Source organism: Alteromonas sp. ABH4_453, assembly GCF_056160665.1.
Map to the genome: position 1 here is coordinate 378,342 of NZ_JBSWXP010000004.1, position 17,488 is coordinate 395,829.

Below are 17,488 nucleotides of genomic sequence, written 5' to 3' on the forward strand. Positions count from 1 at the left end.
AATGGGGTGCAACGGGAGAGAGCACCCCTTTTATTAGAAATTAGTGATTTTCTTTCTGGTATTTTCCTGCCGCAGCAACGAAACCAGTAAATAGTGGGTGTCCATCCCGAGGAGTTGATGTGAACTCAGGGTGGAATTGGCCCGCAATGAACCATGGATGATCAGGGATTTCCACCACTTCTACAAGTCGCTTGTCAGTGGACAAACCACTTACTTTCAATCCCGCCGCTTCAATTTGGTCGCGCAAGTTGTTGTTCACTTCGTAACGGTGACGGTGACGCTCGTAAATCTCGGCATTGCCGTACATCTCGTGAACTTTCGTGCCTTCGATAAGGTGGCAAAGCTGGCTACCTAAGCGCATAGTGCCGCCCAAGTCAGACGTTTCGGTACGTACTTCAGTGGTACCCGCGGCGTCTAACCACTCGGTAATAAGACCTACAACCGGATAAGGTGTGTCTGGATTAAATTCAGTACTGTTCGCGTTTTCCATGCCGGCAACATTACGTGCGTATTCGATTAGCGCGACTTGCATACCTAAGCAAATACCTAAATAAGGCACTTGGTTTTCACGGGCATAACGGGCAGCAGCAATTTTACCTTCAATACCGCGTTCACCAAAACCGCCAGGTACTAAGATAGCGTCTAACTGCTCTAGAATTTGTGTGCCTTTGCTTTCCACATCTTGCGAGTCGATGTGATGAATGTTCACGGTAAGACGGTTTTTAAGACCGGCATGCTTAAGCGCTTCATTAACCGACTTATAGGCATCAGGCAATTCAACGTACTTGCCAATCATACCGATGTTTACTTCAGCCGTCGGGTTAGACTCTGCGTAAAGTACTTGCTCCCACTCAGATAGGTCTGCTTCGTTGCACTCTAAACCAAAGCGGTCTACAACCAGTTGGTCCATACCTTGCGCTTTAAGTGCAGCAGGAATACGGTAAATGCTGTCTACGTCTTTAAGTGAAATAACAGCTTTATCAGCAACGTTAGTGAACAGCGCGATTTTCGAGCGCTCACTAGCCGGCAATGCACCCACTGAACGGCATACAAGAATATCTGGCTGAATACCAATAGAGCGCAGTTCTTTTACCGAGTGCTGTGTAGGCTTAGTTTTTACTTCGCCTGACGCTGGCATATAAGGTACAAGAGTTAGGTGCATGAACATAGCGCGTTCACGGCCTACTTCGGTACCTAGCTGACGAATTGCTTCCAAGAAAGGTTGTGACTCGATGTCACCTACGGTTCCGCCCACTTCAACAATAGCTACATCATGACCTTCAGCACCTTCAATTACGCGGCGCTTAATTTCATTGGTGATATGAGGGATAACCTGAATAGTTGCACCTAAGTAATCACCGCGACGTTCACGCTTAAGTACTTCCTCATACACACGACCAGTAGTAAAGTTGTTGCGCTTTGTCATGCGGGTGCGAATAAAACGCTCGTAGTGACCAAGATCGAGGTCGGTCTCAGCGCCGTCATCAGTAACAAATACTTCACCATGCTGGATAGGGCTCATAGTGCCCGGGTCGACATTGATGTAAGGGTCGAGTTTTAACATGGTTACGGTGAGACCGCGAGCTTCCAGAATTGCGGCCAGCGATGCTGCAGCAATACCTTTACCTAGCGATGAAACTACACCACCTGTGACGAAAATATAATTTGTCATGCGAAACCTAGAACGTTTGGGTTGTATGGTAAATATAGGCTGAGTTTAGAACAAAACCAGCTACACTTTGGACGGGGCGATAGTATACGCAAAATCATGTGGGCAGACAATCAATTTGCCCACGTGATGCGCAATTTATACGCGCTTAAGCTTAGTTCAAGATTGGCTTAGGCGCTTGAGTGTGTAGATAAGGTCTAGCGCTTGGCGCGGTGATAACTCATCGGGTGATAAGTTTTCAAGAGTTTCTACAACCGGGTGTGGCTTATCAGGGAACAGCATTTCAGCTTGGCCTTTGGTATTTGATGTGTCTTTACCTGGTGCGCTCGGTTGATTTCCGCTTTGCTGTGAACTCTCTGATTCAGATGGCTTTTCACTTAGTTCGCCTTCATCGCTGGTCATAAGGTGTGATGATTCCAACACCGCAAGCTTTTGTTGGGCCGCTTTTATTACCACCTTGGGCACGCCTGCAAGTTGCGCAACCTGTAAACCAAAGCTTTTGCTCGCCGCGCCTTCTGATACGGTATGCATGAAGCGTATGGTATCTTCAAACTCCATCGCGTCTAAGTGCACGTTCACCACGCCACTTTGTGTTTCAGGAAGTTCAGTCAGTTCGAAGTAATGGGTAGCAAAAAGCGTATAAGCATTCAGCTGCTTTGCTAAGTAACTTGCACAGGCCCAAGCTAGTGATAAACCATCATAGGTACTAGTACCACGGCCTATTTCATCCATTAATACCAGCGAGTTTTCTGTGGCATTATTTAGAATGTTCGCCGTTTCTGTCATCTCAACCATAAAGGTTGAGCGACCTGAGGCTAAATCATCTGATGCACCAATACGGGTAAAGATGCGGTCAAGCTTTCCTATATGGGCATTTTCAGCAGGCACAAAGCTACCGATACAAGCTAGTAACGCAATCAGCGCGGTTTGGCGCATATAGGTTGATTTACCGCCCATGTTGGGGCCGGTAATGATTAACATGCGGCGTTCGGTATCTAGCTGAAGTGGGTTAGCAATGAAAGGGTCTTTCATTACGTTTTCAACCACTGGGTGGCGACCAGCGTCATAGGTAAGTGCGCATTCTTGGCTTAGGTTTGGGCGATACCAATCAAGGGAGACTGCACGTTCGGCAAAACAGCACAGCACGTCGAGCTTGGCAAGCGCTGCGGCGGTCTCAATTAAGTTATTTAAGTGTGGAGCAAAGTTGTCGAACAAGGCTTCATAAAGCTGCTTTTCAAGAGCAAGGGCAGCGCCTTGACTGCTTAACACTTTATCTTCGTGCTCTTTAAGTTCTGGCGTTATATAACGTTCAGTGTTTTTAAGGGTTTGTCTTCGAATATATTCAGCAGGCGCTAATGCACTGTTCGCTCGGCTAATTTCAATAAAGAACCCGTGAACCTTGTTGTAGCCCACTTTTAGCGTAGATATACCCGTGCGCTCGCGCTCGCGTTGCTCCATAGCATCTAGGTAGTCGGTAGCACCTTGTGATAGCTTGCGCAACTCATCAAGTTCGGCGTTATATCCCTCGGCAATTACGCCGCCATCCCGTATTACCACTGGCGGGTTATCGATAATAGCATCGTTTAACAGGGCTTGAAGATCAGGGTAAGTGCCAATGGTCTCGCTAATACTTCTGACTTGGCCTGTATCGAATCGAGCTAGAGCATCTTGTAAGTCAGGCAGCGCATTAAATGCATTTTTTAGGCGAGCAAAGTCACGTGGTCTGGCTGAACGAAGGGCTAAGCGCGCCATAATACGTTCTATATCACCAATGTGTTTTAGCGCTAGTCGAATATCTTCAGGGTCATCATTAATAAACGTTTCAACAGCATCTAAGCGGCTGTGCAGTTCATGCTGGTCGGTTAAAGGCGAGTGAATAACGCGCTGTAGCATACGACTACCCATGGCCGTAGTGGTGGTATCCATCACGCTGAATAGGGTATTTTCCTGTCCACCCGACAAATTGTGGGTAAGTTCTAGGTTCCTGCGGGTGGCCGCATCAAGCTGCACACGACTGTCTTGCTGTTCGGTTTGAATGCGTCGAATATGCGGCAGAGCAGTGCGCTGGGTATCCTTTACATATTGTAAAACGCACCCGGCTGCGCCTAAGCCTTTAGTGACGCCCTTAATTCCAAAGCCATCTAACGTTTTGGTTTCAAACTGTGCGTTTAATTGCTCTGTGGCGGTATCAATGTCGTATTCCCATTCAGGACGGCGTCTAAGCCCTTTACGATTTTCAACCAGAGCCAAACTTTCAAACCCTTCAGGGTAGAGGAGTTCTGCTGGGTTAATGCGCTGAATTTCAGCAAGTAAGCTTTCATCGCTGTCGCATTCAAATACAACAAAACGACCGCTAGTGACATCTAGGGTTGCCAGACCATAATGCATACTATGACCGAAAACAGCGGCTAGGATATTGTCGCGGCGTTCTTCTAACAGCGCTTCATCGGTCACTGTACCAGGCGTAACAATACGTTGTACTGCACGTTCAACAGGGCCTTTACTGGTGGCCGGATCGCCAACCTGTTCACAAATGGCAACCGACTCGCCCATCTTGACTAAGCGTGAGAGGTAGCTCTCCACTGCATGATAGGGCACACCCGCCATTGGGATAGGCTCGCCGCCAGATTTCCCTCTTGCTGTTAGTGAGATATCCAGTAATTCCGCAGCTTTTTTGGCATCGTCGTAAAACAACTCATAAAAGTCGCCCATGCGATAAAACAGTAATATATTTGGATGCTGCGCCTTAATAGTCAGGTACTGGCGCATCATAGGAGTATGTGATTCCAAAAAATGCCTCTGCGAATTTGTTGCTGGGTTTAATGCCTGTTAAGGGGAATAAATGATAAACTCACGCCCACTAAGATCAAGCGAAGATCTGATAAAGCACAACAGGTGTAATTAGGTATATTCAAATGAGCACAACATTTTCAACTGATTTGAAAGCAAACGCCACCCCTTTAACGCTTGATAGCGCATTATCTGCGCAAGTTCAGGTGTTAGGCGACGCACTTAGAGCAAAAGGTTGGACTTTGTCTAGCGCAGAATCCTGTACAGGTGGGGGAATTGCTTATGCTTTAACCAGTGTTTCAGGAAGCTCTGACTGGTTTAATCAATCTTGGGTGACGTACTCAAATGATGCGAAAAAAAGCGCTCTGGACGTAACAGAACAGACGTTAAAAGAGTACGGTGCAGTGTCGAAGCAAACGGTAAAAGAAATGGCAGAAGGCGTGCGACGTAATAGCGGTGCGCAGCTAGTTGTGACCGTAAGCGGTATCGCTGGGCCTGGCGGAGGCAGCGAAGCAAAACCGGTGGGCACTGTGTGGTTTGGTTTTTTGTGTGGAGAGCAAGAAGCGCAAATCAAACAGGTTTTCAGCGGCAATCGCGACGAAGTTCGTCAACACGCTATTAGCTTTGCTATTACTCAGTTAATAAAAATGTTGAGTGAAAATTAAAAACACTGGTTGAAACTGTATGCTTGTACAGTATAGAATGTGATCATTATTTGGTAACTTCATACAAAATATGGAAAGTACCAAAACAGAATTTAACCGCAAATCCTAGAGGATACATACGTGGACGATAACAAATCAAAAGCTTTAACCGCCGCAGTTGGCCAAATTGAAAAGCAATTTGGTAAAGGCGCTATCATGCGCTTAGGCGATAACCAAGCCATGGACATTGAAGCGATTTCTACTGGCTCACTTACCATTGATATCGCTCTAGGTATAGGCGGTTTGCCATGTGGACGTGTAGTAGAAATTTACGGTCCTGAATCGTCTGGTAAAACAACGCTTACGCTTCAAGTTATTGCTGAAGCGCAGAAGAAGGGTAAAACCTGTGCGTTCGTAGATGCTGAGCACGCTCTAGACCCAGTTTACGCTGAAAAGCTTGGCGTAAACATCGACGAACTATTGGTATCTCAGCCTGATACTGGTGAGCAAGCGCTAGAAATTTGCGACATGCTAGTACGTTCAGGTGCGGTAGATGTTGTTATCGTTGACTCGGTAGCAGCGCTTACACCTAAAGCTGAAATTGAAGGCGACATGGGTGATTCTCACGTTGGTCTTCAGGCCCGTCTAATGTCACAAGCGTTGCGTAAGCTTACTGCTAACATTAAACGCTCTAATACGCTGTGTATCTTCATTAACCAGATTCGTATGAAGATTGGTGTAATGTTCGGTAACCCAGAAACTACTACTGGTGGTAACGCGCTTAAGTTCTACTCTTCTGTTCGTTTAGACATCCGCCGTATCGGCGCAGTGAAAGAAGGTGACGAGGTAGTAGGTAACGAAACCCGTGTGAAAGTAGTTAAGAACAAAGTCGCGCCTCCGTTTAAGCAGGCCGAGTTTATGATCCGCTACGGTGAAGGTATTAGTAAAGAAGCTGAACTTATCGACCTTGGTGTTAAGCAGAAGCTTGTTGATAAAGCCGGCGCTTGGTACAGCTACAAAGGCGATCGCATTGGTCAAGGTAAAGCAAACGTTATGAAGTTCTTGAAAGAGAACCCTGAGATCGCAAACGAAATTGAAACCAATATCCGCCAAGAACTTTTGCTTTCTAAAACGATGAAAGCGGAGGAAGGGATACCTCAGCAAGAAGACGATGTGCTTCCTGAGTAAAATTAGCGTTTAACCGAATATTAAGAACCCACCGCTTGGTGGGTTTTTTTATGGCTTAGTTAAAGGGTATATTAAGAAATATTTACTAACACTTAATGTACGGCTGAAACTTGTACAACAAATAAAAACAAGGAATGCTGTAATAATTATTTGTAAGTACAGACTACTACGTTGCAATGGCCATCACTGCCAAAGCTAGTTAATACGCTAAAACGACTTTAAACAAATAGAACGGCATAATTTGCGGTTACAGCAAAGCAAGCCTACAACAATAATGAACGGTGCTACTGTTCACACGTGAGAAGAGGGAAGGGAAATGATTGAAATATCAGGCCTTGCTAAGCGTTTTGAGGTGGAGAACCCGAAAAAGCTTAGTGAACAGGAAAAAAAGGACCCGCGACTAAAAGGACGCTATTTCCAATCGGTAAGGGATGTGTCGTTCACTTGCGAAAAAGGACAAGTACTTGGGCTGTTAGGGCCAAATGGAGCAGGCAAAACAACTACACTTCGCATGCTTTCAACAGCACTAAAACCTGATAGCGGACAAGTTATTATTGGTGGTGAAGATGTGCTGTCTAACCCTAATATTGCGCGTAAAAAAATTGGCTTTTTATCTAGTTCCACTGGCCTTTACGGCCGTTTGAGTGGCCGGGAGAATATTAGCTACTTCGGTGAGTTGCACGGTATTCCAAAAAATGTCATTAACGCGCGTATTGAAGAGTTAGCTGACTTACTCGATATGCAAACTTTCCTTGATAGAAGAGCCGAGAATTTCTCGTCAGGGATGAAGCAAAAAGTCTCTATTGCTCGCGCTGTTATACACGAACCTGAACTAGTGGTACTTGATGAACCCACTACCGGCCTTGATATTATGGCAACCAGTACCGTGATGGAATTCATTCAACGCCTTAAGGATAAAGGTACCCCGGTTATTTTCTCTACTCACCATCTTGATGAGGTGCAAACCCTTTGCGACAAGGTGACAGTGATTAACCAAGGTGAAACGGTATTTAACGACTCGCTTGCTGCCTTCAGTGCGCTTTCTGGTGGGCAAATGCATAAGAGCTTCCTACAAACATTATCAATGGATTCTGAGGAGATGGGCAATGTGGTTAATCTTTAAAAAGGAATTCAAAGAGCTATTACGGGATAAGAAAACCATCATATTTATGATTGGTTTACCGCTTTTGCTATTCCCAGCTATTTTTGGTGTCGCGTTCTTCTTCATGAGTTCAGCGGCGGATAAAGCGGAAAATAAAGTACTGAAATACGCGATAGTTGGTGAAGCGTATGCACCAGCAATTGTTCAGTCTTTTAACGGCGCATTAGATAAATTCGAATCGGTTGCGATTGGCGGTGAGACTGACTACGCCAAACTCATCAAAAACGAAACATTAGATTTTGTTTTGGTTATTCCCGAAACCTTTGATAGCGACGTTTTGCGTTCAGGTCAGCATAAAATTGAGCTTTACCTCAACGATGCTGGTTTAAATAAGGTGATGGGGCGTGTGTCCAACATCATTGATGAATATACTGATGCTTTCCAACAAACCGCTTTTGCGCAGCTTAATTTAGATGAAACTCAGCAGGAGGCCTTGCTGAAACCAATCAAAATAGAAAAGCAAAACGTCGCCGACGATCGTGAAGTGTGGGGTGAACGCTTAGGCGGTATGCTACCGTACTTTATCTTTATATTATGCCTTCAAGGTGCTATGGCCCCTGCGGCTGACTTAGGTGCTGGTGAAAAGGAGCGTGGTACATTAGAAACGCTACTTATATCGCCGATGGACCGTCATAAACTGGTACTGGGCAAATTCTTTACTATCGCAACTGCGGGCATAATCACCGCGCTGATTACCGTTTCTTCCATGGCCATATGGGGGCTGGTGTTATCGCAAGGCATGGCCGTTGAGTTTGTGGTTAAGATCATGTCGATGATTGGCCTTGTAGACTTCTTACTGATCTTCCTAATGTTAGTGCCGGTGGTGGCAGTGTTCGCCGCTATTCTGCTATCACTTTCAATTTATGCTCGCTCGTTTAAAGAAGCGCAAAGCTATATGGGGTCACTGATTATGGTGGTTATTTTCCCTGTAATTATAGCCATGATGCCGGGTGTAGAGCTTAAAGGGGGCTGGGTTTGGGTACCGCTGACTAACGTTGCTTTGGCGATGAAAGAGCTGTTCAAAGGTACCATGGATTACTTTGCACTCTTTGGCATATTTACGTCTACCGCAGTGATTGCAACCGGATTGATTTTCTTCTGTATCCATTGGTTTAACAAAGAGAAGGTTCTGTTTAGATAACAAAACTGCTTACCTAGCACCATGAAAATGTTTAGCATCTTTGTAATATGCCCGCTAAAAGCGGGCTTATTCTTTATGGCAGCGAGGTTTTTTATAAGGTGGACAATTTAACACTTGAAGCACAGGTTCAATACGCTTTAGTTTTGTGTTTACTACACTTCAAAGTCGATACGCTTGATAATTCCCTCCCAACCAGGAGGGATTTTTCCTTGAAGGACATAAGAATAGGCGAGTAACTCGGCAATTACATAATACAGCGATTCAGGGATATCTTGCCCCACATCAAGGGTAGCGAGGACTTCGCTTAAGTAAGGGTCTTCGTGAATTAATATCCCGGTTTCTTCAGCCATGGCTATAATGGCTTCCGCCAAATCTCCATAGCCTTTCGCAACCACTTTAGGTGCGTTTTTCTTATCGCCCCCGTCATACTTTAGGCCGATGGCGCGTTTTGTCTTTTGTGAATCAGTCATAAACGCTTTACCTAAACCCTAGTTTCAAAGATTTGATGAGGGCGCGAATTTAATGTGTCCGGCATGTGGCCTCGCTGGTAGCTGGTATTTTCAACAACCAGGCCGAGGGAAGTAAGGCGTTTATGTAAATACGGTAGGGTATCGCCAATACGCTTGAGTACTTCATCGTTCGATGCATATAAGTCTAAAGTAATGGTGCTTTTATCAATTTTTGATTTTGCCAACACTTGTCCGCTGTCACCAATATCCAGTTTCATCGTGATATTCCAAAGAGAACGCTGGCCTGTTTGTGCGTGCTTGTTGCTCTGCCCACCTTGCTCTCGTTTTATCAAGAGTTCTGGCGGACTGTGGTGCTGTGAAAGCGATGGCAAAATGTAATAAAAACTATCTTGTCCTTGAATACGGCTGTCTACATTAGCAATTTTGTTTTGCTGGTGACTACTTAACAGCGTTTTAAGTTGAGAAAGAACCTGTTGTCGGCTGTCTAGCTGGTGGATGTCTTGGCTAAGACGACTTGGTTGAGCGGTTACCCCCATATTCGCCAACGTTTTTGAAACAATAGAGTCGGGCGCGTCTATTTGCGCTTTTAAGTTAGGCTGGCGCTGCAAGGCGCGACCCGCCATTGCCAATTGAACTAAGGCGACTAGCCCTTGAACAAAGCTGGAAGCGTTTACAGGCGAGGTTAAGTTTATAGGTGTGGTAACTAGTGCCTGCGTGGATATCAGCTGCTGTAAGCGTTGCGACAAGCCTTGTTCATTCATATCTAGCGCGAGTTTCTTTGTTCCGCTTTTTACCCCCTCGATAGCAGGTTCGCTCTCGCCAGTTACGCTCTCATTTGTTTTTGCCCCTGCTAAACTGGCGTGACTATCTAAAACCACTGATGGTATCTCTGCGCCTTTACCATGTGCAGCAGCCAGCTGAGCAGCGATGTTGCTCAGTAAGCTATTTGATAAGCCTTTGGCCTGTGAGCTTAACGCTTGTGCGAGAGAGGCAAGTGATACAAGAGAGGATTTACTCCCACCGTCTTTTCCTTGCATGCCATTATTCTCTGCTGAAGCGGTATCTTTCTCTTCAGTCAATATAGCTTTTGCTGTTGTAAGCAGTTGTTCATTAGATGGCTTGGGCGGGCCAATAAACTCGCCGTTGGATACCTTGGTTTGAGAAGGCTTTGCGTTGAGTGCATCAAGGCCTTTTAGGTGCTGCAAAATTTTATCAAAGTGGTGGGCTTCATGTGTCTTGGGCGCACCCTGGCTGGGCAATAATTTTTCATTCTCCACAATAGCTATGAGCTGATTTAGTGCTTGGTTGGTACTGCCTGTTTGACTCAGTAATACTCGAGAAAGTGCAGTGATTGCATTGTGAACATCTGTCCCTTTAAGCGATGTTGGAATTTCAGTTTTAACGTTTGGTGGGGAATACGAGGGTAAGCTAGCACTATTGCCAACGATGGCTTCTAGCCCTTTCGCTGCCGCTTTTGGTAAAGTCGAAAGGTTAAGTTTATTTACCTGTTCCTTTGTCAGAGTCGGGGCTGCAAGGGAAGGGCTCTTGCTCTGAGGTAGATCAATTTGTAATACCGCGCCTTGTTGTGATGTACGAATCGAAAGCTTGTTGTCGGTTAAGGTCAACGCAGAGAGCACTTTTAACGCGTTAGTGTCGGCACCAGAACCTTTTAGCAGCGCGTTAAGTTGAGGCGGGTTACTCAAGTTATGTTCAACGGCTACGCCACCTTGCTTGAGCGAGCTTGAAATAAGCTGTTGTTGTAAGTTGGTACTTACATTTTTATGGGTTATGGCGATCAACTGATTGTGGTTGGCTCGTGGATCTGTGCTTTGATTGGACAAACCTTGAGAAATTTGCAGAGCGATTCCACCGTTGTTTGCTCGGCTTAGCCCTATTACAACCTGTTGTCCAACTAGCTTTTGAAGCGCTGCTTTAGCCGTGCTATCCAGCTTTTCAGTGTTTATGTCTGTTAGGGGAACAACCTCGTTTTTAACCGTGGTGAGCAAGAGTTGCCCGAAGTTTTCACTCTTTGTAGAAATAGACAGCTGACCTTTAAGCGTAACGGCGGCGTTATTTGCAGCAAGCGCTTGTGCCACGGCTTTCAGTAGTTCAGCTTTATCGGGCGCTGACAATGACGCGCTTTGTTGAGACAAACTTGTAGAAAGGAGCATTGCAGACTGAGCGCCTAACAGACTCTGAGAAGCATTTTGAACACTTTTCGCTTCTGGGTTTGAGACCTGGTCAGAGGTATTAGGCAAAAGTGCAAGCTGTGCATTATTAATCGCTTGGTTGGAAAGCTTGGCGCTGACATCTGCGGGCAAGACAGCGTTCAATACTTGCGCCGCCGACGGCGCTAAATTTGACGATGCATTACTCGATGTTATTGATATCGACAGCACTCGTTCAGGCAAGCGTTCAACTATCACTTTCGCGGCATTGTCTAACGCAGCAGCCTGCGACAACGCGGTATTGCCTAGAACAGGCATTGCTCCTCGACTCGCACCTTGAGTAGTGGAATCTGAAGATGATAAAGCGGATGCCAATAGAGATGATAGTGGTGTTGTCATAATTGAGATATCGGCAATGTCGCGCTTTTCCTTACTTATTTGAGTATAGCAAAGCTCTGTTTGGAAGTTTCGTTATTGGGCCTGTCGATGAGATGAAGCAAAAGAATTCATCTTTTAGGCAGCTGGGCAACGCTTACTCACGACGGATGGCTGCCAGGAAAAATGCCTTTGTCATTGAAGTAAATCATATTTAATTGGAATTCGCGACTGCGAAAAAGCGTTCATGTGGTAGACTAGCGCCATTTTTTAGAACCTCTTTTTAAGGTTGGAGTAGCCAAGTAGTGTTAGAGGCGCGCGGATTAACCTGCAGCAAACGAGATAGAACCCTTTTTGAAGGGCTTTCACTGGTTGTCGAACCCGGTGAGTTGCTGTATTTACGCGGTCCTAACGGTGCTGGGAAAACCAGCTTACTTCGCATATTAACTGGGTTGAGTGCACCTGAGTCGGGCGCCGTTTTATATAACGGTGTAAACATTTCCGAAGACAAAACCGGCTATTATCGCGATCTTTTCTATTTGGGGCACAAGAGCGGTACTAACGGCAGCCTTTCAGCCTTGGATAACTTATCGTTTTGGTTAGCCCAACACAGTATATCGATGCAAGAAAATACGCTGTATGACGTTTTAGCAAAAGTGGGACTAGTTGGGCTTGAAGATGTGCCTGTTAGGTATTTGTCGGCCGGTCAACAGCGTCGTGTGGCGCTATCAAGGTTATGGCTTAAGCCAGCAAAGGTGTGGATTCTGGACGAACCGTTCACAGCGCTTGATGTAAAAGGGGTTCACATGCTTGAAAAAAGTATGAATGAGCACGTTGGTCGAGGCGGTCTTATTATTACTACTTCGCATCAACCCCTGTCAGAAACTGCAGGGAAACACCGTGTATTCGATTTGGAGTACCGCTTTTAATGTCACTTTATCAAGGTATTTTTAAACGCGATATGCACATTGCGTTCAAGCAAAAAGCGGAATTGGTGCAGCCACTAATGTTTTTACTAATGGTGGTAACCTTATTTCCTTTAGGTGTAAGCCCGTCTCCCGACACCCTTCAGCGCATTGGGCCAGGGGTAATATGGATTGCGGCGATTTTGTCATCGCTCATGGCGATGGAAAGGCTGTTTCGCGATGACTTTCAAGATGGGTCGCTAGAACAGTATATGCTTTCTGGTATGGCGTTGTCGGCGGTGAGCGCAGTGAAAGTGGCTGCCCATTGGCTGGTTAGCTTCGTGCCGTTATTGCTCTTATCTCCGCTATTAGCCATGTTTTTGAATTTAACGGTCGATATGTATATCGCCCTTGTCTTAACCTTGTTATTGGGCACGCCATTACTGTCCTTAATCGGTGCTATTGCGGTAGGGCTTACCGTTGGATTGCAAAAAGGCGGGGTGTTGTTGGCACTGCTACTTATCCCTGTCTTTATACCGTTACTGATATTTGCCACGTCGGCTGTGGATTCTGCCGCACTGCAATTACCTTATCATGCGCAACTTGCTATTATTGCGGCCATGCTTTTATTGGCTGCGGCATTGGCACCGTTTGCCATCGCGTATTCTTTAAAAGTGAGTCAAAACTAATGTGGAAGTGGTTACACCCCTACGCAAAAACAGAGCGAGCCTACCAGCTTTGTTTAACTTTACAGCCTTGGTTTTGGGTTGGTGCTTTAGTGTGTTTAAGCATTGGTACCGTGTGGGGGCTGGCATTTGCGCCTCAAGATTATCAACAAGGCGATTCATTCAGAATTATTTACATTCACGTACCTAGCGCCATTTTGTCTATGGGCACTTATGTAGCCATGGCGATTGCTGCCTTGGTGGGAATGGTGTGGCAGTGGCGCACTGCCTATATGAGCATGATTGCTATGGCGCCAGTTGGTGCAGTAATGACGTTTGTCGCTCTGTTCACCGGCGCCGCCTGGGGCAAGCCAATGTGGGGCGCTTGGTGGGTGTGGGATGCACGCCTAACTTCAGAGCTTATTCTGCTTTTCTTGTACATGGGCGTGATTGCACTTTACGGTGCGTTTGAAGATAAGCAACAGGCGGGCAAAGCCGCGGGTGTAATGGCGCTTGTAGGCGTAGTAAATATCCCCATTATCCACTACTCGGTAGAGTGGTGGAACACGTTGCACCAAGGTGCGACCATTAGTAAGTTCGACAATCCTTCGATTGCTCCTGAAATGCTGTGGCCGCTGTTAATCAACTTGCTGGGTTTCGCGCTTTTTATCGGCGCGGTAACGACAGTGCGTTTACGTAATGAAATCGTGTTGCGAGAGTTGCACAGACCTTGGGTACAAGCCTTGGCAACAGCGAAAGTGTCGAAACAGACCAATGGCTCACCTAACGTCAATTTAAAAGAGGGCAGTTAACATGCAGTTTGACTCCTTTGCCGATTTTTTAAATATGGGCGGCTATGCATTTTATGTATGGCTTTCGTTTGGCGTTACGTTCTTAGCAATGGGCATTATCGCCATTCAGAGTTTTATTAAGCACAGCACCCTCTTAAAGCAGGTTGTAGTGGAACAAGAGCGCAAAGCGCGAATTAAAAAAGCGCGACAACAACAGCAAGACAGCATGTAGTGTTAATGCGAAAAGTGAACTTAGCATTCATTTGCGTTTTTATCGTTTATTAGTTTTTTCGAAGTGAGAGTTGCATGAACCCGAGACGAAAGCAGCGATTGACCGTAGTAGGAATTATCGGTTTTTTAGTAGTAAGTGCGATTGGATTGATGCTTTACGCTCTAAACGACAGTATTGACCTTTTTTATACGCCCAGCGAAATTATTGAAGGTAAAAACGGCCAGAAACCGCAGGTCGGCCAGCGTCTTCGTATAGGCGGTATGGTGGTACCAGGTAGTGTGAAAAGGGATCAAGAAAGCTTAGCGGTGAGCTTTGACCTTATCGATACTGGCCCAACGGTTACCGTAACCTATACCGGTATCCTGCCTGATTTGTTCCGCGAAGGGCAGGGCATTGTGGCAACAGGGGTACTTACCGGCGATAAAAATATCAAAGCGCAGGAAGTGCTGGCGAAGCACGATGAAGAATACATGCCGCCTGAACTAGCTGAAAAAATGAAGGGTATTAAACACGTTAAACCTGACAATATGCCTTCCTACGAGTCGTCTAACGGCACTGGAGGCAAATAATTTATGGTGCCTGAGATTGGAAATATAGCGCTAACGCTAGCGTTAGTATTGTCTATTTTATTAGCCGTTTATCCTCTATGGGGGGCGCATCGTCAGCATGAAACTTTAATGGCTACAGCCAAGCCATTAGCCATTGGCTTGTTTACGTTTACGCTTATTGCCTATGTGTGCTTGACCTACGCGTTTGTTACCGATGACTTTAGCGTGGCTTACGTTGCGCAGCATTCAAATAGCCGGCTTCCTATCTATTATAAAATTACCGCTGTATGGGGCGGTCATGAAGGCTCATTTCTGCTGTGGGTGCTGATGCTTTCAATTTGGACAGTGGCAGTGGCAATATTCAGTAAGGGGATACCTCTTGCTATGGTCGCTAGAGTACTGTCGGTATTAGGCATGGTAGGCATTGGCTTTTATTTATTTATGCTGCTTACCTCAAACCCGTTTAACAGCATGCTGCCGTTTTTCCCGGTTGACGGACGGGATCTTAACCCACTGCTGCAAGATTTTGGTATGATCATTCATCCGCCTATGCTTTATATGGGCTATGTAGGCTTTTCTGTCGCTTTCGCTTTTGCTATTTCTGCGCTTATTTCGGGTCAGTTAGATTCAACCTGGGCGCGCTGGTCAAGGCCCTGGGTTATCTCAGCGTGGGCGTTTCTCACTGTAGGCATTGCGTTAGGCAGCTGGTGGGCGTATTACGAACTTGGCTGGGGTGGCTGGTGGTTCTGGGATCCAGTAGAAAACGCCTCTTTCATGCCTTGGTTGGTCGGTACTGCGCTAATGCACTCGCTAGCCGTAACCGAAAAGCGAAAGGCGTTTAAGTCGTGGACCGTACTACTTGCTATTGCCGCATTTAGTTTGAGTTTACTTGGCACCTTCTTAGTACGTTCCGGGGTCATAGTTTCGGTGCACTCGTTTGCAAGCGATCCTACCCGAGGCTTATTTATACTGGGAATATTGATTGTACTTAGTGGCTTTGGCTTGCTGCTTTACGCTATGCGTGCAGCTTCACTTAAAAGCCCAGGCCGCTATCAAGCGTTTTCCCGTGAAGTGTTGTTAATGGGTAATAATGTCTTCTTGTGCGCAGCAACATTAGTTGTTCTTCTCGGTACCCTACTGCCACTTGTACATAAAGAGTTAGGTCTAGGCAGTATTTCGGTAGGCGCTCCGTTCTTCAATCAAATGTTCACCTTATTGATTGTGCCATTTGTACTAATGCTAGGTCTTGGCCCGCTTACCCGCTGGAAACAGCAAAAAGCCAGTGAATTACAAAAACAGCTTTTAATCGCTGGCGGTATTGCGCTAAGCGCAGGTGTACTAGTGAACTTTGCCTACGACGAGCCAACTTACATGGGCGTGTTGGGCATGGTCTTAGTGTTTTGGATCCTCGTCACCACAGTGCAAGAGGTCATGCAGCGTTTATCAGCGATGCCTTCAAGTAACTCTGATAATGCATCAGTAATAGCTAAGCTTCGCAAACTTACGCCAAGCCATTGGGGCATGGTGTTAGGGCATGTGGGCTTCGCTATTTGTATCATCGGTATTACTCTTGTTTCAAACTACGAAATGGAGCGGGATGTGCGCATGGACATTGGCGATACGGTTTCTCTAGGTGGTTATGATTTTAACTTCAAAGACGTACGTAAAGTACAAGGCCCGAACTTTGAAGCGGACAAAGGCGTATTCGACGTTTATAAAAACGGCGAACAAATAGCGCATTTAGAGCCTGAGAAACGTTTGTATATTGTTCAGCGTATGCCAATGACAGAAGCGGCTATCCATTCAAACCTAGCACGAGACTTATTTATTGCTATGGGTGAACCGCTAGACAACGGTGCGTGGGCCATTCGTATTTACATTAAACCGTTTGTTATCTGGCTATGGGCTGGCGCAGTAGTAATGGCGATAGGCGGTATTTTCTCCATTAGCGACAAGCGTTATCGTATGGCAAAGGTGAAAAATATTAAGCGAGTGTTTGGTGGCAAAGGTGAAAACGACGCTGAGCAATCTCGAGGTCAAGTATCCACTCCGTCAAATGCATCAGTGAAAGGAGGTGCATAATGAAAAAAGCACCACTCGTTGCTATTCCGTTAGTGTTGTTTTCTTTGCTGGTCATCTTTCTGTTTAAAGGGCTTTTTTCTGACCCTAGAGAGCTAGACTCTCAAGTTCAAGATAAAACATTACCTGCATTCTCACTGCCAGATCTTATGCAGCCAGATATCACCTATACCCCAGAAGATTTAAAAGGAAAGGTGACTATCTTAAATGTATGGGGTGTATGGTGCGTGACCTGCGCTGTCGAAATGCCGTACCTTACTCAGCTAAAGAACGAACAAAACGTTCACATTGTGGGTTTGTATTTCGATCAGGATTTAGACCCAGACTTTGGCACAAAAACACTCAGTCGCGTTCAGCAAGAAGTCACCAACATGCTTAGCCGCTATGGTAACCCTTACGCGTATAATATCTTCGATATTTATCGCGATACGTCGCTCGACCTTGGAGTAACAGGTGCGCCAGAACACTTTGTTATAGACGCTGAAGGCATTATTCGTATGCACCACATAGGCGATATTAACGAGCGTGTTTGGAATTCAAAAGTTGGGCCGCTTTACTATAAGCTAGTTGCCGAAGCGTCTGGCAAAGTTAGTAAAGATAGGAAAGTGGACGTTGATGCTGTAATGAGTGACGCCCCAAGTGTTCAAGGAGGTGAGTGAGG

15 protein-coding genes are annotated in these 17,488 nt (G+C 45.9%); 11 read left to right on the forward strand and 4 right to left on the reverse strand.

The window, feature by feature from the left end:
- Nucleotides 1-40: 40 nt before the first annotated feature.
- Nucleotides 41-1,672 (reverse strand): CTP synthase, encoded by a 1,632-nt coding sequence (locus ACXAGV_RS10400; protein ID WP_474873188.1) that lies wholly within the window; start codon nt 1,670-1,672, stop codon nt 41-43.
- Nucleotides 1,673-1,828: 156 nt separating this feature from the next.
- The gene (mutS, locus tag ACXAGV_RS10405) at nt 1,829-4,441 is read right to left on the reverse strand and encodes a DNA mismatch repair protein MutS (protein WP_474873257.1); all 2,613 of its coding nucleotides are present in this window, start codon (nt 4,439-4,441) and stop codon (nt 1,829-1,831) included.
- 143 nt (nt 4,442-4,584) lie between these two features.
- Here mutS and ACXAGV_RS10410 point away from each other — a divergent pair, with 143 nt between their 5' ends.
- The 4 genes from ACXAGV_RS10410 (at nt 4,585) to ACXAGV_RS10425 (ending at nt 8,594) form a co-directional block, all read left to right on the forward strand.
- Entirely contained in the window at nt 4,585-5,124 is a 540-nt protein-coding gene (locus tag ACXAGV_RS10410; RefSeq protein WP_474873189.1) for a CinA family protein, read from the forward strand.
- A gap of 120 nt (nt 5,125-5,244) precedes the next feature.
- Nucleotides 5,245-6,291: a recombinase RecA gene (recA, locus tag ACXAGV_RS10415; protein ID WP_474873190.1), complete on the forward strand. Its 1,047-nt coding sequence runs from the start codon at nt 5,245-5,247 to the stop codon at nt 6,289-6,291.
- Between the two features lie 316 nt (nt 6,292-6,607).
- The gene (locus ACXAGV_RS10420; RefSeq protein WP_474873191.1) at nt 6,608-7,414 is read left to right on the forward strand and encodes an ABC transporter ATP-binding protein; all 807 of its coding nucleotides are present in this window, start codon (nt 6,608-6,610) and stop codon (nt 7,412-7,414) included.
- Nucleotides 7,398-8,594, forward strand: coding sequence for an ABC transporter permease subunit (locus ACXAGV_RS10425; protein WP_474873192.1), 1,197 nt, complete (start codon nt 7,398-7,400; stop codon nt 8,592-8,594). The genes ACXAGV_RS10420 and ACXAGV_RS10425 overlap by 17 nt, the downstream gene beginning before the upstream one ends.
- A gap of 152 nt (nt 8,595-8,746) precedes the next feature.
- Here ACXAGV_RS10425 and ACXAGV_RS10430 read toward each other — a convergent pair whose 3' ends face one another.
- Together ACXAGV_RS10430 and ACXAGV_RS10435 are read right to left on the reverse strand one after the other, a co-directional pair.
- Nucleotides 8,747-9,064, reverse strand: coding sequence for an EscU/YscU/HrcU family type III secretion system export apparatus switch protein (locus ACXAGV_RS10430; RefSeq protein ID WP_014948509.1), 318 nt, complete (start codon nt 9,062-9,064; stop codon nt 8,747-8,749).
- Nucleotides 9,065-9,075: 11 nt separating this feature from the next.
- On the reverse strand, nt 9,076-11,631 hold the full coding sequence (locus ACXAGV_RS10435; RefSeq protein WP_474873193.1) for a flagellar hook-length control protein FliK: 2,556 nt from the start codon (nt 11,629-11,631) through the stop codon (nt 9,076-9,078).
- A 281-nt stretch (nt 11,632-11,912) separates the two neighbouring features.
- Between ACXAGV_RS10435 and ccmA the strand changes: the two genes are divergently transcribed.
- The 7 genes from ccmA (at nt 11,913) to ACXAGV_RS10470 (ending at nt 17,486) form a co-directional block, all read left to right on the forward strand.
- Nucleotides 11,913-12,536, forward strand: a complete 624-nt coding sequence (ccmA, locus tag ACXAGV_RS10440; RefSeq protein ID WP_474873194.1) for a cytochrome c biogenesis heme-transporting ATPase CcmA — start codon at nt 11,913-11,915, stop codon at nt 12,534-12,536.
- On the forward strand, nt 12,536-13,201 hold the full coding sequence (gene ccmB, locus ACXAGV_RS10445) for a heme exporter protein CcmB (protein WP_474827456.1): 666 nt from the start codon (nt 12,536-12,538) through the stop codon (nt 13,199-13,201). The genes ccmA and ccmB overlap by 1 nt, the downstream gene beginning before the upstream one ends.
- Nucleotides 13,201-13,989 carry a heme ABC transporter permease gene (locus ACXAGV_RS10450; RefSeq protein ID WP_474827454.1) on the forward strand — a complete coding sequence of 263 codons (789 nt, stop codon included), beginning with the start codon at nt 13,201-13,203 and terminating at the stop codon, nt 13,987-13,989. The genes ccmB and ACXAGV_RS10450 overlap by 1 nt, the downstream gene beginning before the upstream one ends.
- 1 nt (nt 13,990) lies before the next feature.
- A complete protein-coding gene (ccmD, locus tag ACXAGV_RS10455; protein ID WP_474827452.1) occupies nt 13,991-14,200 on the forward strand; it encodes a heme exporter protein CcmD in 210 nt (69 codons plus the stop codon).
- A gap of 74 nt (nt 14,201-14,274) precedes the next feature.
- Nucleotides 14,275-14,769 carry a cytochrome c maturation protein CcmE gene (gene ccmE, locus ACXAGV_RS10460; protein ID WP_474873195.1) on the forward strand — a complete coding sequence of 165 codons (495 nt, stop codon included), beginning with the start codon at nt 14,275-14,277 and terminating at the stop codon, nt 14,767-14,769.
- Between the two features lie 3 nt (nt 14,770-14,772).
- Entirely contained in the window at nt 14,773-16,830 is a 2,058-nt protein-coding gene (locus ACXAGV_RS10465; RefSeq protein WP_474873196.1) for a heme lyase CcmF/NrfE family subunit, read from the forward strand.
- Nucleotides 16,830-17,486 (forward strand): redoxin family protein, encoded by a 657-nt coding sequence (locus ACXAGV_RS10470; protein WP_474873197.1) that lies wholly within the window; start codon nt 16,830-16,832, stop codon nt 17,484-17,486. The genes ACXAGV_RS10465 and ACXAGV_RS10470 overlap by 1 nt, the downstream gene beginning before the upstream one ends.
- The last annotated feature ends 2 nt before the right edge of the window (nt 17,487-17,488 follow it).